This is a genomic window from Candidatus Kapaibacterium sp. (assembly GCA_025059875.1).
Taxonomy (GTDB): domain Bacteria; phylum Bacteroidota; class Ignavibacteria; order Kapaibacteriales; family HRBIN21; genus HRBIN21.
This window is the reverse complement of sequence record JANXCT010000001.1, coordinates 155,802-179,070: the sequence shown is the minus strand read 5'-3', so window position 1 is coordinate 179,070 and position 23,269 is coordinate 155,802. Positions and strand designations below refer to the sequence as shown.

The window sequence follows — 23,269 nt, the reverse complement described above, 5'->3', positions numbered from 1 at the left end:
GCACTGCAGCATCACTCCAAGTACGTGTAGCCGTAGAGTCCAGAGCGGTAGATAGCTAGGAACTCTCGTCCCTCCCGGAGCGAGATACGTCCTTCTTTGACGGCTGAGCTAACCCATGCCTCCATCGTACGCACCAGGCGCTTCGGAGCGAACTGGACGTATCCAAGTACGTCAGCGACGGTCTCTCCGTCCACCACGTGTTCAATGCGATACCCCTGCTCGTCCACGCGAATATGGACCGTGTTGGTATCCCCGAACAAGTTGTGCAGATCACCAAGAGTCTCCTGGTAGGCACCCACTAGGAAGACACCGACGTAGTAAGGCTCATCCGGCGCTAATTCATGGAGGGGCAGGTACGGTAGCAGACGCCGAGCACAAGAGAAGCGGTCTAGGCGGCCGTCGGAGTCGCATGTAATGTCCTGTAGCGTAGCAATCCGCGTGGGGCGCTCTGTTAAGCGATGGATCGGCATGACAGGGAAGAGCTGATCCACTGCCCACGCGTCAGGCAGCGACTGGAACAGAGAAAAGTTTGCGAAGTACTTGTCCGCCAGCATCCGAGGCAAGTATTGGAGCTCCTCTGGCGGATGCTTCATCTCAGAGCTCAGTTGGTAAACTCGGCGAGCGATTGTCCAGAAGAGCCGCTCTCCTACAGCACGCGTCCTTAGATCCACCAATCCTACGTTGAACAGCTCCAGCAGCTGCTCTCGGTACTGCTGCGCGTCGTGCCACGCCTCTAACATCGTGCGCGAGGTGAGGGTCTGCAAGAGGTCGTAGAGATCGTGCACAATGGGGTGCGTCTCCGGCCCTTCTGGCAAGGGTGCTGTCTCATCCCACTGTGGCAGGCTTGTCGCCTCAAGGATGTTGAAGATGAGCACAGAATGATGAGCTGCTAACGCACGCCCTGCCTCTGTGATGACGTGAGGATGCGGCAGGCCGCGTTGCGCTGACGCTTCAACGACAGCAGAGATGACGTCGTTAGCGTACTCCTGGATGGAGTAGTTCGCGCTGCTGGGGGCCGAAGAGCGCGTCCCATCGTAATCCACGCCCAGCCCTCCGCCGACATCTACATACTCGATCGGGTACCCCATGCAGCGCAACTGCACGTAGAACTGGCCAGCTTCCCGCAGCGCATTCTTGATGCGTCGGATGTTTGTGATCTGGCTCCCTAGGTGGAAGTGGATGAGTCGAATGCAAGAACCTAATCCTCGACTGCGGGCAAACTCCAGTGCCTCCAGGAGTTCGCTAGCATTGAGCCCAAACTTGCTCTGCTCGCCTCCTGACTCTTCCCACCGCCCGCTACCAGCACTGGCAAGCTTAATCCGAAAGCCCAGGTTCGGCTGAACGCGGAGTCGTTCAGCGATATCGGCAATCAAGTGGAGCTCGTTTGGCTTCTCCACGACGAGGAAGACCCGCTTGCCCATCTTCTGGGCCAAAAGGGCAAGCTCGATGAAGTCGCCGTCTTTGTAGCCATTGCAGATGATGAGTGCCTCTGGGTTATCCATGATCGCTAGCACTGCATGCAGCTCTGGCTTAGAGCCCGCCTCCAGCCCAACATTGAAATTCCGCCCATACCGAGCAATCTCCTCCACGACGGGACGCTGCTGATTGACCTTGATCGGGTAGACGTTGTAGTATCGGCCCTGATAGCCGTACTCCGCTGCTGCTCTCTGGAAACAGCTCCAGAGCTTCTCAATCCGATCGTCCAAGATGTCCAAGAAGCGAACCAGGACCGGCGGAGTGATATCCCGGAGGAGCAGCTCGTCCATCAGCTCTTTCAGGTCAACCGCTGCCTCGCGGTCTTTGCAGGGACGCACTACGACATTGCCCCGTTCATTGATGCCGAAGTACCCTGCTCCCCACCCGCTGATGTTGTAGAGCTCGGCGGCATCTTCGATGCTCCAGGGCTGCATGTACATGGTGGCCTCTCTCCGTTGAGCAGTCATGACGAACCAAGAATTGCTCCTCATCTCCGGTACCGCCCGAAGAGAGCGCTCATCTCTGCCAACCGCTCCCAATGGCGCGCATGAGGCATTCCAGGACTGAGGCGCCACCGCCAATTTCCTTGAGCCGTACCGGGGCGATTGATCTGCGCTTCTGCTCCGAGGCCGCAGATATCCTGGACAGGCACAACGACCAACCACGCCGCTGACTGGAGCGCCAGCCGGAGGAAGTCCCAATGTACACTCCTCGCGCTGACCGCATGTCCGCAGTACTGGGCAACGCTCTTCCGGACTGGCTCGGGAGCTTGCAAAAACCAACCGCGCACAGGTGGGGTGTCGTGAAGGCTAGTGTAGAGCACCGTATTCTCCCCGCAGGAGTGCGGTGCATGGGGATTGTAGGCCGGGTCTGGGAATGCAAAGAGGAGCACACGCATGCTGGGCAATCCTAGTCGGCAGCGCAGCAGCTCGACGTCTGGCGTGATCGTGCCTAAATCCTCTGGCAAGAAGGGCAGAGGCATCCACCGAGACTGGAACAGCTGAAAGAGCTCTTCGCTGGGGGTCGGCATCCAGCTACCCTCGGCAGCCGTCGAGGCCCCCGATCGCACCGCCCAGCAGGCCACATATCCTCGGAAGTGATCTAACCGAAGCCAGCGCACGTAGCGCAGCACGTGCGACACTCGCTCCATCCACCACTGGAAGCGCTCTGCACGGTGGACCTCCCAGCGATACAGCGGCTGCCCCCATAGCTGCCCCTGTGGGTTATAGACATCCGGCGGAGCTCCAGAGAGATACTCAGGACGCCCATCGGGCATGAGGAGGAAGCGCTCCGGACGCGCCCATACATCAGCGCTGTCATGTGCAACGAAGAGGGGCAGGTCTCCGATCAGCTCTACTCCCTGCTCCAAACACCAGGACCGCAGGCGCTCCATCTGGCGGAAGAAGAGAAACTGGACCCAGCGGTGGAATTCGAGCCGATTTGCGTGGCGGCGCCGGATCACTTCAAGCTGAGCTCCGCTCAGCCTTCTGTACTCCGGCGGCCATTCATACCACGGAGCCCCACGGAAGTGCTCCCGCAGCACAGCGAACAGCACCCACTCCTCCAACCAGGAGCCAGCGCGACTGCAGAACTCCTCGAAGTCTGCACTGTGATGCCGCCAGTAGGCAGAGCGCTCAAAGCAGCGAGCGAGGAACTCCATCCGCTCTACCGTCAGCGCAGCGTAGTCCACTTGGGGTGCGTAAGGCTGTAGGTGGGTCAAATCCTGGCGCCGGCAGAATCCCTCAGCATAGAGCTGCTCGGGACCGATCCAGAGCAGGTTACCAGCAAATGCAGACAAGGCGTTGTAAGGAGAATTGTCCAGCGCCGGCGTTGTCGGTCCCCAGGGCAGCAGTTGCCAGTATCGAACTCCTGCCCGAGCAAGCTGCTCAGCAAACCTATATGCCGATGGCCCTAAGTCCCCGATTCCCCAGCGAGAGGGTAGAGCGGGAATCGGCAACAGTACTCCCAAGCTCCGCGCCAGCTTAGTCATGCTGGCGGAAGAAGCTCTCTATGCAACCCACCACCGTCTCCTGCTGTGCCTCACTCAACTCCGGGTAGATCGGCAGCGCTAACACCTCCGCAGCCAGACGCTCAGAGACCGGGAACTGTTGAGGGCTATAACCCAACTCCCTGAAAGCCGGCTGCCGATGGAGAGGGACGGGGTAGTAGACCTCCGTTCCAACGCCGCGTTCGGCCAAATACTGCCGGAGTTCATCCCGACGGCGAGCCCGGATGACGTACTGGTGGTACACATGCGGTATCCCCGGAGCATCAGGATACAGCTCGGCTGGCAAGAGTACACGGTTGTTTGGGTCAAACTCCAGAATCCCTGGGCCCTCCGCCAAACCGGCTTGTCGAAAGAGCTCCGCATAACGATGGGCGAGTGTACAGCGGCGCTGGTTCCATTCCGATAGGTAGGCCAACTTCACTCGAAGGATGGCTGCCTGGAACGCGTCCATGCGGAAATTCCCACCAATTACCGCGTGAAGGTACCGCTGCTCCATGCCGTGATTTCGCAGCAACCGCAAGTACGTGGCGAACTCTCCACTACGGGTGACCACCATCCCCGAATCCCCACAGGCACCGAGATTCTTGGTCGGATAGAACGAGATGGCTGCACAGAGCCCAAAGCTGCCAACCCCACGACCGTCTGCGTAGCACGCCCCAAATGCCTGAGCAGCATCTTCTACGAGCGCGATGCCATGGGCTTCGCAAAGGCGCTGCAGCTCCTCTACCTCTGGAGCAATCTGCCCATAGAGGTGGACGACGATCACTGCCTTCGTCCGTCGGCTTATCACCCGCTCTACGGCCTCTGCCTGTAGCCCAAACCCCCGAGGTTCAACGTCCGCGAAGAGAGGTCGCGCATGGAGCCTAGCCACGACTCCAGCCGTGGCGAAGAAGGTCCAAGTTGGCACGATCACCTCATCCCCAGGGCCAACTCCGATCCCCATCAGAGCAATCAAGAGCGCATCCGTCCCGCTCGACACCCCGACAGCGTGTGGGATTTGCAAATACTCCTGGCAAGCTCGCTCAAACGCCTCTACTTCCGCTCCGAGCACAAACTGATGCGTCTGCAGCACCCGTTCTATCGCCTGGACAAGCTCGTGCCGCAACAGCTCGTGCTGAGCTGAAAGGTCCAGGAAGGGAACCTGCATACCGCTCCTCACGGCTGCACCGAGGAGAGTAGGCTATCAACCGCCACCCATGTCCCACTACGGAGTGCCTCCTGGATAGCGAATGTCGCCAACGTCACAGCCCGCAACTGCTCGTAGGGAATTGGGAATGGGGCTCTCGTACGGAGTGCCTCTACGAACTGGTGTATTTCCTCCCGATGCCCCTTCGAACCATCATAGCGGCGGAGTTTTCGGCGTCGACCATCGAAGAACTCTACACTCCGGAAGTCCTCCATCCGGGCCACTCTGCCCTGGCAAAAGACCTCACAGAACTCCTTGCCAACGGCTGACGGGCCAGTCGTCAAGTACTGTAGCACCCCTATAGACCCATCGCGGAACCGGAGGATGGTGCTAACACACTCCCCGGCATCTGGTGCTGGGAGCCGAACCGCCGAGGCTGCCACGGCGTCCGGAAGCGAGTCTGTGAGGAACACCATGCAGTCCACAAAGTGGCATGCCTCACCCAGAATACGCCCCCCTTGACGCGGATCACGCAACCAGTGCGTTGCAGGGAGGGCGCCAGCGTTGACCCGGTAGAGGATACTCAGCGGCTCCACTCGGTCTGCGAAGAACGCTTTGATATCACGCAGCGGAGCGCTGAACCGACGGTTGAATCCAACCATGATCGCTCCTCCATGCTCCGCCAGCGTCTGCTCCACAAGCCGTAGCTGCTCCAGCGTGATTGCCAGCGGCTTCTCAACGAAGATTGGCTTGCCTGCCCGCAGCGCCTCCACAACGTAGTCAGCATGCGTGTCATGGCGCGTTGCGCAGACAACTGCCTCCACTTCAGGATTCGCGATGACCTGAGCTCCACTCGTCGTTGCTACACGGAAACCGAACCGCTCCCCTACCGCACGAGCAGACGCTGGGGTGGCTGTGGCGACAGCTACAAACTCCACCCCGGCCTCTCGAAGCGCCGGTAGAAGGTGAGCCTGGGCGAAGCTTCCAGCACCAATCACCCCGATGCGAGGTCTGGCCGCGGAGGATCTCGGTGGACGAAGCACGACCTCTGGAGCCCGCTCCTCTTGAGCTACCTGCGGATACTCCAACAGAATGCCGATGACCCGTTCCTGACCAGGATGGGTCAGTAACTCGTAGGCTTCCGTTGCCCGGTGAATTGGGAACCGATGTGTTGTCAGCGGTTCCGTGCTTACCTGCCCCGATTTGAGGAATTGCAGGAAAGCTTCCATGTTGCGCTGCTCGGTCCAGCGCACGTAAGCGATCGGGTAATCGTTCCCCTGCTCCTCGTAGAATGGGTCGTAGCGGCCAGGTCCGTAGCTGGTGGCAATGCGGAGCTCCAACTCCTTCTCGTAGAAAGGCTGCCTTGGGACATCCATCCCTACGGCCCCTACGACGACCAGCCGACCACGCTTGCGGAGGGTAGCAATCCCAAGCTCCAGAGGCTCGTTCGAGGAAGTCCCTGCCGTTATGATGACAGCATCCACCCCGATACCGAAACTCCACCGCTCTACATCGGCCACCGACTCCCAACTGCTCAGGAAGGCCCTCTCACAGCCTACCGCAAGGGCCGTGGCGAAGGTAGCTGGATCTCGGTCCATTCCAATAACGCGACAGCCTGCGGCCCGCAGAAGCTGGACTGTCAGCAATCCCAGTAACCCCAGGCCGATGACAAGGACTCGTTCACCGAGCTGCACTGCAGCCCGCCGTACGCCGTTGAGGGCAATGGCACCGACAGCCGCATAAGCTGCTGCTTCCAACGGGACCCCCTCGGGAACAGGAACGACGAGCCGCCTTGGGACGGTGACGTACTCTGCGTGGACAGCGTAGCCAGCCCCCGCGCAGGCAACACGGTCTCCAGGCGCAAACTCCGGTACCCGCGACTCTACAACGACACCGGCAACGCTATAGCCCAGCGGCTTGTAAGCCTCCAACCGCGCCTTGACCTTCTCCAGCGTCGCTGATAGTCCTTCGCGCCGAATGGAATGCAGGACCTGGCGGACAAGGTCTGGGCGTTCCCACGCTTTCCGTAGCAACGAGGCCCGAGCCGTCTGGACACTCGTCCGCTCCGTTCCTGAGCTGATGAGGGAGAAGGCTGTCCGAACCAATACTCCTTCAGGCACACACTCCGGTGGGGGTACTTCAGCAACTTGGATTTCGCCTGTCCGCTGGTGCTGCAGGACTTGGAGCATCCGCAGGGTGACAGTATACTCAGGAGCTGTAGCGCAGCTTCTGCCGAATCCGCTTCTCCGACATCTGGCGGATGAACGTAATCCGGGCCCGCCGGACACGTCCGCGCCGTAGTACGGTAACGCTCTCCACTACCGGGGCGTAGAGCGGGAAGATCCTCTCTACCCCGACGCCATGCGAGACCTTCCGCACACAGAAGGTTGTACTTGGCCCTTGTCCCCGCTTGTACATTACAATGCCCTGGAAGTGCTGGATCCGCTCCTTATCCCCTTCCACGACACGAACGGCAACGTCTACGTAATCGCCAGGCCTGAAGTCATCGATCTTCGCCTGCTCACCAGAAGCCGCTCGCCGCAATTCCTCAGCCTCGGCTTTCAGCATCTCCTCGACCATCAGCAGCTTTGGGGATGGCATCGCCGCCTCTCCGCTGGACAACCTCTCTAAAGCTCGCAAAATTACGTTCTGTCAGCTCCAGTCCTTCACTGGTACAAGCTGTACCGTTGCCGCAGCCGCTGGAACTCCTCTAGCCCTTTCTCCAGCCATTCCCGCAGGCTCCCGCCTCGACACAGTGCCCTTAAAGCCGCTTCGCTTCCCAAGATTTTCCGGAGCATGTCTTGGGCTTTCGGCGTCAGCTGCTGGCAAAGCTGTGGGAATTGCTGCCATAAAGCCTCCAGGAGCACCACGAATGCCTCCAGGAACCGAGCCTCTGCAGAGGGCCTAGGGGCAAAGAATATCCCATGACACTCCTGCCGTGCGTATGGCCCCGCACCTGGAACGAAGTGTCCAGTCCCTACGACTACTCCAAGTTCTGCCATCCTCTGGCGTACACGCTCTACAACTGCTCCCGCTGGGAATCTCGGAGCCCCCAAGTACTGGAACGGGGTGGCCGTTCCAATACCAATGCTCCAGAGCCCGATTTCGCCGAGAATGCCTGTCACGAGCATCGCCCGTGCTGCAGTGGGCGTAGGGACATTTGGGGAAGGGGGGAACCACGGGAGGCCGGTGTCCTCCCAGACCATCTGGCGTCTCCATCCCCGGAGAGGGATCACCTCCAAGGAACAACGCCGAAGAGTTCTGTGGGAATTAGATGGCAGCCATCCTTCAGCGTTGAGCATACGCGCCAGCTCCCCTAGCGTACACCCGTGCCGGTAAGGAATTGGGAGCATGCCCACAAACGAGCGGTATGCTGTGTCCAACACGGCCCCCTCCACGACGATTCCTCCAAGCGGATTGGGGCGATCCAACACGTAGACCGGCACGCCGCGCTCTGCACATGCATCCATGACCAGCACAAGTGTGCTGAGGTAGGTGAACGGGCGAATTCCGACATCCTGGAGATCTACAATCACGCCCTCCACCCCGCGGAAGAGCTCTGCCGAGGGACGGCGGCGAGGTCCGTAGAGGGAGTACACCGGAAGCCCTAAAATCGTATCGTCTTGGACTGGAACACCAGCTGGGACCGTACCCCAGAAGCCGTGCTCAGGTGCCCATACTGCAACGACACGGAAGTGCTGCACTAGCAGTTCCAGGCTCAAGCGGCCATCGGGTAGTCGCGCCGCAGCATGTGTTAGCACTGCTACTCCTTTTCCTCGAAGGCGCTCAGCATGCGAGGCAACGAAGCGCTCTACTCCTAATTCCACCACCGGCGCTGCCCATCCTATTATGGCCCCCCACAGTGCAATCCCCACCAACAAGCCTCTCGCCATTAGGCGCGTGGATGGAAGGTCCGGTGAACCTCCTGAACGTAGTAGCGATCCACGTGTGTGTAGAGCTGCGTTGTGGTGATATGAGCGTGCCCTAGCATCTCCTGGACCGCCCGTAGATCTGCCCCTCCTTCCAGCAGATGCGTAGCGAAGCTGTGACGAAGGGTATGGGGGTGGACTCGGCGCTGGATACCGGCTTGACGGGCCGCCGACTCCACAATCTTCCATACTGCCATGCGTGATAGCCGTCCCCCACGCGAGTTCAAGAAGAGCAAGTCCGTCGGACGTCGGAGGAAGAGCGGACGGGCCTCCCGACAGTACCGCTCTACCCACCCCAAGGCTAGCCGTCCAATCGGGACAAACCGCTCCTTAGCTCCCTTCCCCCAGACGCGCAGTAGTCCCTGGTCAGCCAACGCGTCCCCAATCCGAAGAGCGCACAGCTCTGATACTCGCAGTCCACAGCCGTAGAGGACTTCTAAGATTGCCCGGTCGCGGAGTCCACGAGGCGTTTGAGTATCCGGTTGGCACAACAACCGTTCCACCTCGGGGATGCTCAACACTTCCGGCAACGCTCGCTGCCGGTGCGGGAGTTTGATGTCCTCTGTTGGATCCTCCTCCACAGTCCCCACAAGCACGAGGAAGCGAAAGAGCGATCGGAGAGCCGCTACACACTGCGCGATTGACGCTGGCTCAAGCCCGTGTTGTTGAAGCGTCGCCAAGAAGGCCTGAACGTGCGCTGATCCTACAGCTGCAATCTCTCCAACTCCCTGGCTCTGGACGAAATCCCAGAACGCGCGGATATGGCGGAGGTAAGCGCTGACGGAGTTCTCCGCCAGCCCTCGCTCAAAGCGGAGATGGACGGTGAACTCTTTCAGCCATAAAGGCTCACAAGAGAGCTGCGGGCTGTGCCGTAGCCGCCCCATAGCTCACCCGTCGATGCTGGATTCCTACCATGCCTTCGACGAGAGCATCTCGAACCTTCTGCAGCTCGTGGAAACTCAGAGGACTCTCGTCAAGCTGCCCATCCACGATACGCTCTCGGATGACCTCATCCAAAGCGGCCGCCAACCGGTCGGGTTCCTGCGACGGCAGCGCATGGGTCAGCGCTTCTGCAGCGTCGGCTAACATGAGAATAGCAGCTTCCTTGGTTTGTGGCTTTGGCCCAAAGTAGCGGAAGTCCTCTTCCGATGGTGGTGGCTCGCCGCGTTGACGCGCTTGTTCCACAGCCTTCTGCCAGAAGGCGCGGATTAGCATCGTACCGTGGTGCTGTGGGATAAAGTCCACAATCTGAGGCGGTAGCCCGTAGCTTCGGGCAAGATCTATGCCCTCGGTAACATGCTCTCGGATAATGGCTGCACTCTTCTTTGGTGGGAGCCGCTCGTGCTTGTTGTCGAGCCCGATTTGGTTCTCCGCAAAATACTCCGGCTTGGTCAGTTTGCCGATGTCATGGAAGTACGCCCCTACCCGTACTAAAAGGGCCCGAGCCCCAATCGCCCGAGCCGCATGCTCAGCTAAGCGGGCCACATTGAGCGTATGCTGATACGTCCCTGGTGCCTTGCGCTGGAGCTCCTGCAGCAGAGGGTGCTCCAAAGAGCTGTACTCCAGCAAGCGCATGTCGGTAACGATGTTGAACGTCCGCTCCAGTAGCAGGAGGATGCCGAACGTTAACACTGGCGACAGCCCTGCATTAGCCGCAACGAAACCACACCGCAAGAGCACGTCTTCCAAGCTGCGTCCCTGCGCTATACCCAAAACCACAGCGGCCGTACCAATCCCGAGGGCAATGAAGAACAGCGAGCGGAACAGTTGGCGACGGCTCTCTAAGTCCCGGACCGTGTAAGCTGCCAGCATGCCGCCGAGCATGAGGGCCAGCCCCGTGGAATAGTCTCCATTCCGCACACCGGCGACAAGCAACGCAGCCGTGACCGTCGTGTAGAAGGCCGTTCGCGAATCCAGCAGAATTGCCACCAGCATGGATAGCGCTGGGACGACGATGAGGTACTCCAGCGGCAGATCGCTCTTGGCCACGCGAGAGAGCCAAGCAAGGGCTGCGATGGCCACTAGCCCTACGGCCAGCCCGGCTAATTGCAGCGCGTCCCGGAGGATTCGAGGGCGCAGAAACCCTAAGTAGACAAACAGCACCGAGCAGATTAGCGCAGCATGTCCGAAGCTACCCATGAGCGTTGAGAGCGTGACACGGCGTTCTCTCTGCAGCAGTCGCGCATTCGCATACGAAGCCAGCTTAGCCACCGTTGTGTCCGTGATGACATCCCCAGGAGCAACGATGAGCTCGCCCTCCCGAACGACTCCCCATGTCCGCGGGATGGACTGCCGAACTGCCCACCGGAGAGAGTCTGTAAGCTTCTCGTTGTAGACCAGTGTAGGACGGAAGGCCTTCTGGACGACCTCAGCCACCAACCGTTCCAGCTCCGGCGGACTGTATCGGCGGACGAGAGTCCTCAAAAGTGCGCTGCCTTCAGCGGAGTCCAATACTTGCCCAAGCGGTAGGGTCGTCCACACCGTCGGATGCTGCCAGAGCGTAATCCACGGCGTGGGAATCTGCCCCTTTGGGCGGTCTATCACTTCCCATCCGGCAACCTCACGGAAAACTCGCTCTGCAATGCGCTGAAGCATCTCCAACTGTTCGCCACCCCATTGCTCAGCCCCCACCGAACCCTCCGACAGAGAAGGCACACGACGCAGGCTATCAACGACGAGTGCTATCCGACCGTACCACTCACTACGTGCGTTGGAGAGAGGGACAAACACTGGGGCCACACTGTCAAGAGCCCGTCGGACTTCTTGCTCGTAGACTTCTGTAGGCTTGCGCACAACGAAGCTGTACTCAGCCTGCACCACAGGCCCACGCCAGCGTGTACCCACAAGCTCCCACTGCGGGACCCACTGCGGCGGCACTTCCTCGGTCCACCATGGAAAGAAGAGTCCACAGAGGAGAACGGTGGCCCCAATAATCGCTACTCGGAGCCCAACGGAGAAACGGATGCCCTCCCCCTCCTCGGTCGTCCGCAGCCGCTGCTGCAAGCGTGCAAAGAGGGTCGGAGTTGCCATTGAATCCCCTAACGGTCCGTTGCTGCAGTTAGGACGCAGCCTCAGCACCCTTCGTGCACTCTGAAGCCGAAGCTCGTAGCTCTCTCCATAAAGCCCGTACGAGAGACGGCAAGCGACCTTCGCTGATGAAGCATCGCAGTTGGTCCCCCAAGCTCCAGAGACGCACTGGAGCTCCCTCGTGCTGCTGTTGCCCACAGAGCTGGATAAGTCGGGCAATCTGCTGCTGAGTCCCGTAGAGTACCGTAACAAGCCCCCCAACCTCTTGCGGGGTAGAGTAGGGGACGTCGGAACTACAGAGCACGACTGTCCGCTCCGGCTCGTCCCAACGCAGGAAGAGGGAGCTGCCGTCAATCGCATGGAGGCGCAGCTCTGTGGACATCTGCTCGGGTGGTAACGCAAGTAGGTATACGCGTTCCCGAATGACTATCATCGGCACCATCCGACCCGGTAGCTCCGAGACGATCGTCTCCCCGGCCTCTGGGGTAAAGGCCGAACGGAACCGAAGGCGGAGCTTCCATTGGCGGGCGAACTCCACCATCCGAGGGTAGAGCAGGCGCAATCCTGCCCTAGCAACCCGGAGAGCCTGCGTGTACGACATCTGGGGCACCAGTGCGGCTTCCGTTACTAGGGCTGGATCGCATTCCCGAATACCTGCAACATCGGTCCAGAACGTGACCTCCTCCGCCCCCGTCAGCATTGCCAAGAGAACCGCCGTCAGAGCAGAACTCTCTTGCCCCATCGTCGTGAGCCGCCCCTCTATCGAGCGGCCAATGAAGCCCTGCGTCAGCACCACTTGACCAGGCCGGAGAAGCGGCACAAGGTGCTGGTGGACAGCAGCCCGCGTTGGCTCCAGTAGTGGCTGTGCCGCACCATGCTGGGAATCCGTTCGGATGAGCTCGGGGGCATCAATGCAGATGGGATCAATACCGCTCCCACGGAGGAAGGCAGCTACAAGTGCCGAAGCCCACATCTCCCCAAAGCTCCGTACGGCATCGAGGGCCCGCGGCGTAAGCTCGCCTGTGACAGCGATCCCTTGGAGGTAACCTTCAAGCCTCTGGGCACTCCTATCCAAATACTCCTGGAACCCTGAGCACTTAGAGCCCAAGAGCCGCGCTGCTAACTCTCGATGGTGTTCCAGCACCTGGGCTGCCATTGCCAGAGCTTCCGCTCCTCTGCCGGCCTCTGCGGTGAACGCTGCCTGTTCCAGTTGTCGCGTGACTCGACCTAACGCTGAAACAATCAGCAGCAATGGCCGCCCCCGCCTCAGTCCCTCCCGTAGACGCTGCACCATTGCGGCAAATCCCTCCGGCAGCCGAAGCACTGCCCCGCCGAACTTGTAGACCAGTGGAGCAACCTCGCTCATCGCCTCCTTTTTCCTACGCGTTACGGCAAAATTAGAAGCCAGACTAAACCTATTGTCATGCCCTCCACTCAAACAGCACGGCGTCGATGTTCCAGAGTGAAAGGAGCCACTAATGAAAGTCAAGCTGTGGCAGCTCATCGTGCTGGGGCTTGGAGCGCTCCTGCCGACAGCAGCTCAGCAACAACTCACAGCTGCCGAGAAGCGCTGGAACCGCTTGATGGAACGCCTCCAGCAAGCGTTAGAGCTGACCCCCCAGCAGCAAGAGCAGCTCCGAAATCTCTTTCACGAATACCGAGAACGACGTCCTCGAGAGCGTCAGGCCTTCCGGGAAAAGCTCGCTAGCATCTTAACGCCAGAACAGCGGGAGAAGCTCCAGCGACTGATCAAAGAGCACCGCCAGCAGCGGCGCCAACGTCTACAGGAACGGTAAGAAGAACTCACTTAAGCGGTGGCTATCCCCCACTCCCGAAGGTGACAGCGTCACTGTTGGGAGGAGGTAGGGGGTATGAACTCGCTGTCTTCCACTGCGGGGTTGAGCTGGTAAGCATTCTCGAAGTGTAGCGCCCCCCAAGGACTGTCTACCTGGACGTGTTTCGGAAGGCGTAACCCATCCACCTGCATGTACTCGCTGTACACCTCCGTCAGCGGCTGATCGCCGTGGGCTGTAGGCTCCATCTTCTCCGCCCGCTCCAGCAAGTAGGAGCTAGCGTTGAAGTAGTATAGGTGCTCTCCCCCATACGGCGCCTCTGCCCGCAGCACGATTTGGTCTCCCCTCTTACCCAGCACTTCACACCGAAAGCCCAACTTGGGGAGATACGCGACGTAGAACGGATGCGCCTGCAGGAGCTCCTTCTCACGCTCTCGTCCCGATACCTCGCTCCTCACACCACTGGCCTCAACCCAGACGTTGCTCCCGTCGGACCAGCTCCGCTGCACAAAGTATGGCGTCTTCAGCTGGGCAGCGCTCTTGTTCGGTGCCTTCCAACTCCGCTCGAACTCTCCTTCAATCGTCATCCCGCTGACCTGCACCCGAACCCGCCCTTGCTGGCGCAGAGACTGGAGTGCTTCTAACTTCGTGCTCCCACCAACCGCTGCCACGTAGCGCCGAAGCAGCTCTTCCACAGACATCTCAACTGGCTGATACACCGGTGCTGGCTGTAGTTCCTGCGTGTACTCATAGACCTTCGCGATCGCTTGTAACTGCGGCAGAACTTTTGGATCCCCGACGACGACTACACGTAGACCCATTGGCTGCAGATACTTTTCGGCCACATTCCGCACTTGCCACGGAGAAATGTCCAGGATGCGATTCGGATAGAGCCGCAAGTGGTCCTTGGTCAAACCGTAGAGGTCCGCTCGCTGGAGGAGCGAGGCTATGAATTCCGGTGATTCGAACGAGCGGAGGTATGTACCCACCATTGCCTGCTTGATTCGGTTGAGCTCCTCCTCAGTCGGTGGATACTCCCTAATCTGCTCCAACTCATGCTGAATCACTCGGAGTGCAGAGTCTGTGACAGGCGTCCGAACATCTGCTCCCAGGGCCAGCCGGTTGATGTACTTCGCTTCTGTCTGGAAGGCAAACGGGGCATACGTGTAGGCATAGGTTTCGCGCAGGCTCCGAAAGAGGCGGCCGCCGAATCCCGAACCGAGCAGCTCCGCCAGCACCTCTAGCGCTTCGTAGTCAGGATGGGCAAAAGGTACAGTCGCAGCAGTCACCACAATGCTCGATTGGACTGAACCTGGACGAGCGATGAAGTAGATGCCGTTTGGCATCGGCGCTACTGCAGGGAAGGAACGCTCTTTGACCTCCCCGCGCTTTTTCCATTGTCCAAAGGCCTGGCGCAAAAGCGGCAGTATCTCTGCCTCTCGGACATCCCCAACGACAGCGAGAGTCGCATTACGTGGGTGGTAGTACTGCTCATGGAAGCGGCGTAGGTCTCGCGCTCGAATCTGCTCAACGCTCTGTTCCGTGCGGCGGCGAGCATACGGGTGCTCCTCTCCATAGACAACTTTTCGCGCCATTGCCTGCGCTAATGACCCCGGTCGAGCCCGCTCCTGGCGAATTTCTGAGATCACTTGTGGACGCAGCTTCTGAAGTTCCTCCTCCGGAAAGGTCGGGCGCTGCACGACGTCGGCGAAGATTTCTAGTACAAGCCGTAGGTGCTTCTTCAGCGTCGAGGCCGTCACACTCGTGAAATCCCCAGCTGAGGAGGCCCGCAGTGTCGCCCCAACACTGTCAATAGCAGCAGCAATCTGCTGAGCAGAACGCTTACCAGCCCCCTTGGTTAACATGAGGGCCGTCAGGTGTGCAACCCCAGGGATGTCGTCACTCGCATCCCCTGCGTTGATCTGTAGGCGTAGTGTGACCGTGGGCTGCTCGTGATCTTCTATGAGGAAGACCTTGAGCCCGTTAGGAAGCTGGAACTCTTTGTGCTCCGGGAAGCGGAACTCCTTCGCTGGTAAAGGCTCTGGTGGTTTGCTCCAATTCTTCTGCTGTGCGGCAGCATAGCTCAGTGCATGCAAGGCTATAAGCAGTAGCCATGGGTACAGTCGTCGGGAAAGCATGGCTCCTCCTCCTGCGCGCTGAACCTCTACGGCTGGGTTTGAGCCGGCAAGTACGTCAGAACGACACGATCGCTCGTGAAGTACTTCCGCGCCACTCGCTGAATGTCCTCACGAGTCACCTGCAAGTAGCGCTCCAGTTCTGTATTGATGAGATTGGCGTCGCCGAAAGTAGCCCAGTAGGACGCTAGAGAGAGTGCCTTCGAAAGGGCTTCCTTCTTGCCCATGACGAAGCGAGCCTCCCGTATGTTCCGAGCTTTCTGGAACTCCGCGTCCGTTACACCCTCACGCTGGACCCGTTCTATCGTCGCCAGCAGCTCACGCTCAACATCTGCAATGGGCTTCTCCGGCGCCGCCAATCCAATCGCAATGATAGCCCCTGCATACTGCAAGTCGTAGTAAAAGGCCGATGCTTGTGCTGCCACCTGGGTTTCATCAACCAAACGGCGGTAGAGTCGGGAGCTCTCGCCCTCCGAGAGGATGTCCATCAGCATCTCCAACGCATAGGCATCTGGATGCCCTTTCTCCGGTCCCCGCCATCCAATAAAGACAGCAGGTTGTGGAGCCTTCTTGTCGTACACGGTGTCCCGCTGCTCGCCTGCCATCATTCGTGGCAACTCAAACCGGAACGGTGGGAGCTCTGGCCCTCGGGGATACTGCCCGAAGTACGTCTCCACTAGCTGCCGCGCTTGCTGAGGATCTATGTCTCCGACGATAACCAGCACGGCATTGTTTGGCTGGTAGTAGCGATTGTAGAACCCCACGAACTCCTCAATCCGAGCACTGTCTATGTGCTGAGCAGAGCCAATGGGAGTCCACCCATACGGCGAACCGGCGAAGAGTCTACCGAAGAGCTTCTCCATCCAGCCGCCGTAAGGGCTATTGTCGTACCGCATCTTGCGCTCTTCCTTGACCACCCCACGCTGAGTCTCCACGCCCACACTGTCTATCCGCAAGCGGCGCATCCGCTCGGCTTCGATCCAGAGCGCCAGCGGCAGTTGGTGCAATGGCAGTTGGAAGTAGTACACCGTAGCATCGAATGTTGTGAACGCGTTCAGCATACCGCCGGCCTCCTGGATATACTTGTCAATCGTTGCCCGAGGGATATGCTCGGTCCCCTCGAACATGAGGTGCTCGAAGAAGTGCGCAAAGCCTGTGCGCTGCGGCTCCTCGTTGCGCGATCCTACCTTGTAGTAGAGCACCGTCGCTACAACAGGGGCAGAAGTATCCCGCTGGAGAATCACATGGAGGCCATTGGCAAGCGTGAATTCTATGAACCGCACTGGATAGAAACTCCGTTGTGCCCAACTGATGCCAGCAAGTAGCAAGATTCCTGCACCGACCCAGCCCTTCATCCTCTCATCCCCTCCCTTCGAGATGACAGCTCAACAGGAGCCGTTGACGAACGACGATTCCCTTTCATGACACCAGCTCTTCGGAACGCTGCTAGTGCAAGCAAGACAAGGCTCCAGACCATTGCGGCTTGCGGGATGACATCACCGATACTCGCGTAGAGACTCTCCACTCGGTACATCGGAAGTGTAACTGGAAGGGCCGTAGCGCGGTACTGTGGTAGTTCGCCGCCTACCTCCCCTGTCGGCAAGATAGCAGCTGTAATCCCGCTATTAGCGCACCGCAGGATTGGCCGGCGGGTCTCTATTGCCCGCACACGCGCAATAGCGAAGTGTTGTGCAGGCCCTGGGGTACCGTCGAACCATGCGTCGTTGCTGAGTACAACCAGTATGTCACTACCTCGCTGGATGTAAGCCCGCACAAAGTCGGGGAAGATGGACTCGATACAGATTGCCACCCCCAGGGTTACGGTGTCGGCTGCCCGAGGCAACTTCATTACCTCCTGCCGCTCTCCCTTTGCCCAGGCAGAGATTCCGACTCCCCACTCCACCAGCTGAGTCAGTCCCCCAAAGAGCTCGGCATATGGGAAGCGCTCAGCAAACGGCGTCAGCCGAACCTTACGATGCACTCCTGCAAGCTCCCCAAAGGAGGTCAGCAGAAAAGCAGCGTTGTAGGCAGAGTAGGCACGAGACGAATCCCATGGCAAGCGTCGGGCCAGCGGAGAAGCCTTGCTAACAGGGTAGACCTGCATCTCCGCAAACCCACTCAGCAAAGCAACTCCGTGCTGCCGTACCCATGCACCCAAAGCATCCCACAGCCATCGGTACTCCGGAAGAGTCACTGGGACAGGGATTGCCGTCTCATTCCACACGACCAACTCCGCTTTAAAGCGCTGCAGGACGCTATCCGCTAGCCGCTGCTGCAACCAGACTTGCTCAGCCGCTGTCTGCTCCCACTTAGCCCAGGGATTGAAGTCCGGCTGTACGAGGACGGCTCGGAGCACACCCGTCGGCTGCAACGCTCGCAGTCCTTCCAAGCGGAGTCCGCCGTAGAGCATCGGCAATACGACAACACCACCGCAGAGAGCACCCCATGCCCATACCTGCTGCTGGCGAATGAGCTGCCAGAGCGATAGTCCCTGCCGGCGTGCTTCTCCCCAGAGCTGGAGCACTCTGTAGAGGGCAACGTTTGCCCAAAGCACCAGGAAGCTGGCTCCCCAAATCCCACCCAGATCGGCAACCTGAATCCAGTACAAGTTGCCGACCTGTGTGTACCCAATCGACAGCCACGGATAGCCGATCTCCCCAAGACTGTGGAGCCACTCAAAGCCCGTCCATATGAACGGAAAGCCCACCACCATCCACTGGGCCGAAGTCCGCTGAGCAAGCCACCAAGCCGCCGTCAGCGGTACCAGGAAGAAGAGTGGATGTCCCAGCCACAGGAGCAATCCGGCAACGAGCAAGTACGGATCCGCCTCTGGCTGCCAACTGCTGACCCACCAGTTTGCGACCCCATGGAAGCAGAACCCGAAAAGGTATCCCGCTGTCAGCAACCGGCGCAACGGCAACGATGCTGACAAGACCCATAGCAATGGGACAAAGGCCCCGAAGGCCAAGCCGCCGAAGGGAAGCGGAGGGAAGGCAATACCGCAGAGGAGCCCAGAGAGCGCCGCGGCAGCATAGTATTGGCGAAGCGGTACCTGCATTGGTTGGCTAGGGCCCTGCATGGACACGGGGCTGTATCGTCTGCAACCCGCCTCTCGGGAAGTCCCTAGTGTCGGCCATCTACCCCGGCAACGGAGAGCACCTAGAGCAATGAGAACTGCGCTCACCCCGTAAGGACTAGCAGCACTGCGGGATCAGAGGTAATCCCTTCTACCCTCGCACAGCTCCTACTAGCAATACGGCCTGTCCTGCCGCTTGGAGACCTGCGAAGGACACCCTGCAAACCGGTCTTACAGCTCCCTAGGTGCATGCCAAAGCTGCATGCAGAGACGAGCGTACTGTAAGAGCCGCACATCCGCTCCATACGGCGCCTGGAGTTGCATCCCAATCGGGAGCCCTTCGGAAGTCTGGCCTGCGGGCAGACTCATTGCTGGAATCCCAGCCAGGTTTGCCGAGACCGTCAGCAGGTCGGCTAAGTACATAGCCACGGGGTCCTGGAGCCGCTCGCCCAACCGGAATGGTGGAACCGGCGATGTTGGCAAGAAGAGGGCATGGACCTGGGTAAAGGCCCGAGCATACGCCTCTGCTATGAGGCGACGAGCCTTCAGGGCCTTGCGGTAGTACGCATCGTAGTAGCCAGCAGAGAGCACGTAGGTGCCTACCATGATACGCCGCTTGACTTCGGCGCCGAAACCGGCCGTTCGGGTCGCCGCGATGATGTCTTCCCCCTCTGGTACCGTCGCTCGAAAGCCATAACGAATCCCGTCGTAGCGCGCTAAGTTAGAGGAGGCCTCTGCCGTCGCCACGATGTAGTAAGTCGGTACCCACACATCACTGTAAGGCAGCTCCACTGTTACTAGGCGCACCCCTGCAGAGCGCAGCCGCTCTACGCAGTGCTCGTAGGATGCCATCACCTCCGGATGGCAGCCCCGAAGTGTCTCCTCCGGCAGAAGTCCAATAACCAGTTCTCCTATGGGCGCCTCCAATTCCCGCAGGGCTTGTGTTGGGAGCTCAGGAAGGCTCGTTGCGTCGTGCGGATCATGACCGGAGACAACATCCAATACAGCGGCGATGTCTTCCAACACGTTGGCGAAGATGCCAATCTGATCCAGCGAAGAGGCAAATGCCACCAGTCCGTAGCGGGAGATTCGGCCATAGCTCGGTTTCAGGCCAAGCACACCGCAGAAAGCCGCCGGCTGCCGTACTGACCCTCCCGTATCCGACCCCAACGCAACGTGGCACATACTAGCCGCAACAGCAACCGCCGAGCCTCCTGACGATCCGCCTGGGACATACGCAGGATTGCGTGGATGGCGCACTGGCCCAAACGCAGAGTACTCGTTGGACGAGCCCATCGCGAACTCGTCCAGGTTCGTCTTGCCAATGATGATGGCACCTGCTTCCTTAAGGCGAGCCACGGCCGTGGCATCATAGACAGGCACGAAGTTCTCCAGGATTCGGGAGGCACACGTGGTCCGGATACCAGCCGTTGAGATGTTGTCCTTGATAGCTACGACACAGCCTTCCAACGGACGAGGCTGACCTGCATCGAAGCGGGCATCAGATTCCTCAGCTGCCTGAAGAGCCTCTTCAGCTGAGACCGTGATGAAGGCGTTGAGGTCTCGCTGCCGATCAATTCGCTGGAGGAATTCCTCTACAACCTGTCGACAGCGCAGCTCCCCACGAAGGCGAGAGCGTCGGAATTCAGCGTAGGTCTGCATCATTGCCCGTCGTGTGGCGGAAACACACTACGCTGTTGCTCCCGTTCCCCTTGCAATCTCCTCTTCGGCGGTGGAACGGTCGGATGAGCAATCTCTGCAGAGAGCTCCCGGAGCTGCTCCCGCAGCTCTTCCTGCGCCTTCTGGAGCTGACGCCAGCCCTTCCCCAGAGTTCGGGAGAGCTCGGGCAAGTGCTTCGGACCAAACAGCAGCAGGATGGCCAACAGGATGACGAGTAGCTCTCCGCCACCGATGTCGAACATCGCTGGCTCCTCATGCTGTCTGCACTACCTACGAGGGCAGCGAGGATGATGGACTCTGCTGCGCAGACGAGGCGCTCTTCCCCTGCGAACCCTCCTCTTCCAAGGATGCCGCCCGCTTGAACTCCCGAATACCAGAGCCCAACCCACGCATGAGCTCAGGGATCTTGCGCCCGCCGAAGAGGAGCAGGAGGACAAGAGCGATCAGCAGGAGCTCCGTTGGTCCTAGGCCGAACATTGTGTGTCCCTCATTCTCGTGAGACTGCTTCTGCAGGAAGTTGGGTAGTTGCAAAGAAGCGCTGTAGTGAGCGGAAGATCATCGCACCGTCGGTGCCGCCTAACAAGGCCTCGCACGCCCGCTCTGGATGCGGCATCATCCCAAGGACGTTTCCCTCTCGATTGATGATCCCAGCGATGTTGCCAACGGAACCGTTGGGATTTGCGTCGTCACTGAGAGCACCGTCGGCACTGCAGTAGCGGAAGAGGATCTGCCCACGCTCTTCTAGCTCCCGAAGTCCGCCCGGATCTATGTAGTAGTTGCCCTCGCCATGTGCGATCGGTAGCCGTAGGACACTGCCTGATGCGAGGACACTCGTGAAGGGCGTATCCGATCGCTCTACCCGAACGTACACGGAACGGCAAACGAAGCGCAGGGTCCGGTTACGGAGGAAAGCCCCTGGCAGTAGCCCTGCCTCGCAGAGAATTTGAAACCCGTTGCAGATTCCTAAGACCACCCCACCTGCATGCGCAAAGCGTACCACTGCTCGCATGATGGGAGAGAAGCGCGCAATCGCGCCACTCCGCAGATAATCTCCGTACGAGAACCCGCCCGGGAGGATGACGCAGTCCACACCAACTGGTAGGTGCTCCTCTTGGTGCCAGAGGAACTCTGCCACGTCCCCGACGGTGGAGCGCACTGCCCAGTAGGCATCCCAGTCACAATTGGAACCTGGAAAGATGACGATGCCGACCCTCATCACTCCGCGCCCACTGGCTGCTCCATGTAGGGCTCGACAGACACGACGTGGTAGTCCTCGATGACCGGATTTGCCAAGAGTTGCTGGCAGGCTCTCTCCGCATACGTCCGGGCTTCCTGGGCAGAGGGAGCCGCAATAAGCATCTCGATGTACTTGCCAATGCGCACCTGCTCTATCATCGGAAAGCCGATAGCATGGAGTGCCTGCTCTACTGTAGTCCCCTGGACGTCAGCGATAGAGCGCCGCAGCGTTACTATTGCAGCTACGCAGAATCGCATGAGATCCTCTACATACCTTCTGCATCCCACTCCTCGGCATGCTGTCGCCGCAGTCGTTCGATGCTGTCCATGACCACGCTACCAGCCACGTAGAGCAGCAGTAACGGGAAGAGGGCGTACCCTTGTGTGACCAGGACAGCCACTACGCCAACCGTAAAGACGGCTGTCTGCACGGGATGTTGACGAATGTATCGTCGGCTATACCGCGGTACATTCGGGAATTTGATTCGGCTCAGCATAAGGGCAGCCAGTAGGAGCGTAAGTCCTCCCAAGAGCAAGCTATCCCACGGCGGGGGGAAAGAAGAGCGCTGATGGAAGAAGACCACGTACGAGCCTAAGGTCAGTGCAGCTGCAGGGATTGGTAGCCCCACAAAGTTCGGCTTGTCTGCTAATGTCGTGAGTTGCACATTGAAGCGGGCCAACCGTAGCGCCCCTGCCAGAGCAGGGACTGCTGCCAGAAGCATCCCAACCCCTCCAAGCTGGTAGAAGTGAGCCACGTAGACCAAGTAAGCTGGGGCTACACCGAACGACACGACGTCGCTGAGCGAATCAAGCTCTACTCCGAATTCCGATGCCACTCCAATGGCCCGCGAGAGCACACCATCCAACATGTCAAACAACGACGCCAGTACGATGAAAGCAAGCCCCGCCATGAACTGCTGCTGGGCAATCAGTACGATGGCGTGGAATCCAGCAAAGAGATTTGCCAGCGTGAACAGGTGCGGCACAACTTGTCGCAGGAGCTTCATGCTCCGCCATGTAGAGCCTGAATAGCGGCCTCCTCACTCACTGACGGGCGGAGATAGCCTAGAACCGTCTCTCCAGCTCGAACACGCATGCCAACTTGGACAACAATCTCCGCCTGACTCAACGGCACCAGTACCTCCACCCGAGAGCCGAACTTGATCATACCGAACCGCTCTGCTGCCTGCACGCGCTGACCTTCGCAGAGATCACATACGATTCGTCGGGCCAATACCCCGGCAATTTGCCTGAAGAGCACCCTCCCACGTGGAGTCTCTACCCCAACGATCATCTGCTCGTTCTGCTGAGAGGCTTCCGAGCGATACGCCGCGTAGAAACGCCCTGGAACGTAGCGGCAGAATTGTACAACCCCCGAGACTGGTACACGATTGACGTGCACATCCAACAGCGAGAGAAAGATGCTAATGCACACAGCCTCTCCGCCGAGGAACTCCGGTTCGTGAACACTTGCAATCTGAACGATCCGCCCATCAGCAGGTGCAACCAAAACCCCATCTCTCCACGCCCCAGCTGGCAATCGCCGCTCGGGGTCCCGGAAGAACCACAGCGTCAATCCGGCAATCGCAGCCGCTCCGCCCCCAAGTAGCCAGCCTAGAGCACCACCCACCCCTACCCCAACGGCTCCTAGCGTCACAGCCGTCCCGAGCAACGCTACCGCATTGTCTCGCCCATACGGCGTTATCAGTGGCATTCCTACTCCATACTTCTTCACGACATGCCACAAAATTACACCGCGCACCTGGCGCGACTGGGACTCGGT

At 59.4% G+C, this 23,269-nt stretch carries 20 protein-coding genes; 1 reads left to right on the top strand and 19 read right to left on the bottom strand.

The features are described 5' to 3' along the window. Window positions 1-11: 11 nt before the first annotated feature. From speA to NZ960_00840, 9 genes are all read right to left on the bottom strand, one after another. Window positions 12-1,910, bottom strand: coding sequence for a biosynthetic arginine decarboxylase (gene speA / locus NZ960_00880; GenBank protein MCS7176173.1), 1,899 nt, complete (start codon window positions 1,908-1,910; stop codon window positions 12-14). Between the two features lie 53 nt (window positions 1,911-1,963). Next, window positions 1,964-3,466, bottom strand: coding sequence for a 4-alpha-glucanotransferase (malQ, locus tag NZ960_00875; GenBank protein MCS7176172.1), 1,503 nt, complete (start codon window positions 3,464-3,466; stop codon window positions 1,964-1,966). After that, complete coding sequence (locus NZ960_00870) at window positions 3,459-4,631, bottom strand: DegT/DnrJ/EryC1/StrS family aminotransferase (GenBank protein ID MCS7176171.1); 1,173 nt, start codon at window positions 4,629-4,631, stop codon at window positions 3,459-3,461. Before NZ960_00870 ends, malQ begins: the two co-directional genes overlap by 8 nt. A gap of 8 nt (window positions 4,632-4,639) precedes the next feature. Further along, window positions 4,640-6,799, bottom strand: a complete 2,160-nt coding sequence (locus NZ960_00865; GenBank protein MCS7176170.1) for a bi-domain-containing oxidoreductase — start codon at window positions 6,797-6,799, stop codon at window positions 4,640-4,642. Window positions 6,800-6,818: 19 nt separating this feature from the next. Then, window positions 6,819-7,211 carry a 50S ribosomal protein L19 gene (gene rplS / locus NZ960_00860; protein MCS7176169.1) on the bottom strand — a complete coding sequence of 131 codons (393 nt, stop codon included), beginning with the start codon at window positions 7,209-7,211 and terminating at the stop codon, window positions 6,819-6,821. 65 nt (window positions 7,212-7,276) lie between these two features. Beyond that, the gene (locus NZ960_00855; protein MCS7176168.1) at window positions 7,277-8,503 is read right to left on the bottom strand and encodes a DUF1343 domain-containing protein; all 1,227 of its coding nucleotides are present in this window, start codon (window positions 8,501-8,503) and stop codon (window positions 7,277-7,279) included. Then, a complete protein-coding gene (gene xerD, locus NZ960_00850; protein MCS7176167.1) occupies window positions 8,503-9,423 on the bottom strand; it encodes a site-specific tyrosine recombinase XerD in 921 nt (306 codons plus the stop codon). The genes NZ960_00855 and xerD overlap by 1 nt, the downstream gene beginning before the upstream one ends. Next, entirely contained in the window at window positions 9,386-11,569 is a 2,184-nt protein-coding gene (locus tag NZ960_00845) for an HDIG domain-containing protein (GenBank protein ID MCS7176166.1), read from the bottom strand. The genes xerD and NZ960_00845 overlap by 38 nt, the downstream gene beginning before the upstream one ends. A gap of 28 nt (window positions 11,570-11,597) precedes the next feature. Further along, window positions 11,598-12,932: a hypothetical protein gene (locus NZ960_00840; GenBank protein ID MCS7176165.1), complete on the bottom strand. Its 1,335-nt coding sequence runs from the start codon at window positions 12,930-12,932 to the stop codon at window positions 11,598-11,600. A gap of 112 nt (window positions 12,933-13,044) precedes the next feature. Here NZ960_00840 and NZ960_00835 point away from each other — a divergent pair, with 112 nt between their 5' ends. Then, window positions 13,045-13,362, top strand: a complete 318-nt coding sequence (locus NZ960_00835; GenBank protein MCS7176164.1) for a hypothetical protein — start codon at window positions 13,045-13,047, stop codon at window positions 13,360-13,362. 50 nt (window positions 13,363-13,412) lie between these two features. Here NZ960_00835 and NZ960_00830 read toward each other — a convergent pair whose 3' ends face one another. From NZ960_00830 to NZ960_00785, 10 genes are all read right to left on the bottom strand, one after another. Next, window positions 13,413-15,497 (bottom strand): insulinase family protein, encoded by a 2,085-nt coding sequence (locus tag NZ960_00830; protein ID MCS7176163.1) that lies wholly within the window; start codon window positions 15,495-15,497, stop codon window positions 13,413-13,415. Window positions 15,498-15,523: 26 nt separating this feature from the next. Beyond that, window positions 15,524-16,849, bottom strand: coding sequence for an insulinase family protein (locus NZ960_00825; protein ID MCS7176162.1), 1,326 nt, complete (start codon window positions 16,847-16,849; stop codon window positions 15,524-15,526). Further along, complete coding sequence (lnt, locus tag NZ960_00820; GenBank protein MCS7176161.1) at window positions 16,846-18,552, bottom strand: apolipoprotein N-acyltransferase; 1,707 nt, start codon at window positions 18,550-18,552, stop codon at window positions 16,846-16,848. The genes NZ960_00825 and lnt overlap by 4 nt, the downstream gene beginning before the upstream one ends. A gap of 249 nt (window positions 18,553-18,801) precedes the next feature. Beyond that, on the bottom strand, window positions 18,802-20,235 hold the full coding sequence (gene gatA / locus NZ960_00815; GenBank protein MCS7176160.1) for an Asp-tRNA(Asn)/Glu-tRNA(Gln) amidotransferase subunit GatA: 1,434 nt from the start codon (window positions 20,233-20,235) through the stop codon (window positions 18,802-18,804). Beyond that, window positions 20,232-20,492, bottom strand: a complete 261-nt coding sequence (locus NZ960_00810) for a twin-arginine translocase TatA/TatE family subunit (GenBank protein ID MCS7176159.1) — start codon at window positions 20,490-20,492, stop codon at window positions 20,232-20,234. Before NZ960_00810 ends, gatA begins: the two co-directional genes overlap by 4 nt. 28 nt (window positions 20,493-20,520) lie before the next feature. After that, window positions 20,521-20,727 (bottom strand): twin-arginine translocase TatA/TatE family subunit, encoded by a 207-nt coding sequence (locus NZ960_00805; GenBank protein ID MCS7176158.1) that lies wholly within the window; start codon window positions 20,725-20,727, stop codon window positions 20,521-20,523. A 10-nt stretch (window positions 20,728-20,737) separates the two neighbouring features. Beyond that, window positions 20,738-21,466, bottom strand: a complete 729-nt coding sequence (gene purQ, locus NZ960_00800; protein MCS7176157.1) for a phosphoribosylformylglycinamidine synthase subunit PurQ — start codon at window positions 21,464-21,466, stop codon at window positions 20,738-20,740. Further along, window positions 21,466-21,744: a phosphoribosylformylglycinamidine synthase subunit PurS gene (gene purS, locus NZ960_00795; GenBank protein ID MCS7176156.1), complete on the bottom strand. Its 279-nt coding sequence runs from the start codon at window positions 21,742-21,744 to the stop codon at window positions 21,466-21,468. The genes purQ and purS overlap by 1 nt, the downstream gene beginning before the upstream one ends. Before the next feature lie 8 nt (window positions 21,745-21,752). After that, on the bottom strand, window positions 21,753-22,493 hold the full coding sequence (pssA, locus tag NZ960_00790; protein ID MCS7176155.1) for a CDP-diacylglycerol--serine O-phosphatidyltransferase: 741 nt from the start codon (window positions 22,491-22,493) through the stop codon (window positions 21,753-21,755). Continuing rightward, the gene (locus NZ960_00785; protein MCS7176154.1) at window positions 22,490-23,200 is read right to left on the bottom strand and encodes a phosphatidylserine decarboxylase; all 711 of its coding nucleotides are present in this window, start codon (window positions 23,198-23,200) and stop codon (window positions 22,490-22,492) included. The genes pssA and NZ960_00785 overlap by 4 nt, the downstream gene beginning before the upstream one ends. Between the last annotated feature and the right edge of the window lie 69 nt (window positions 23,201-23,269).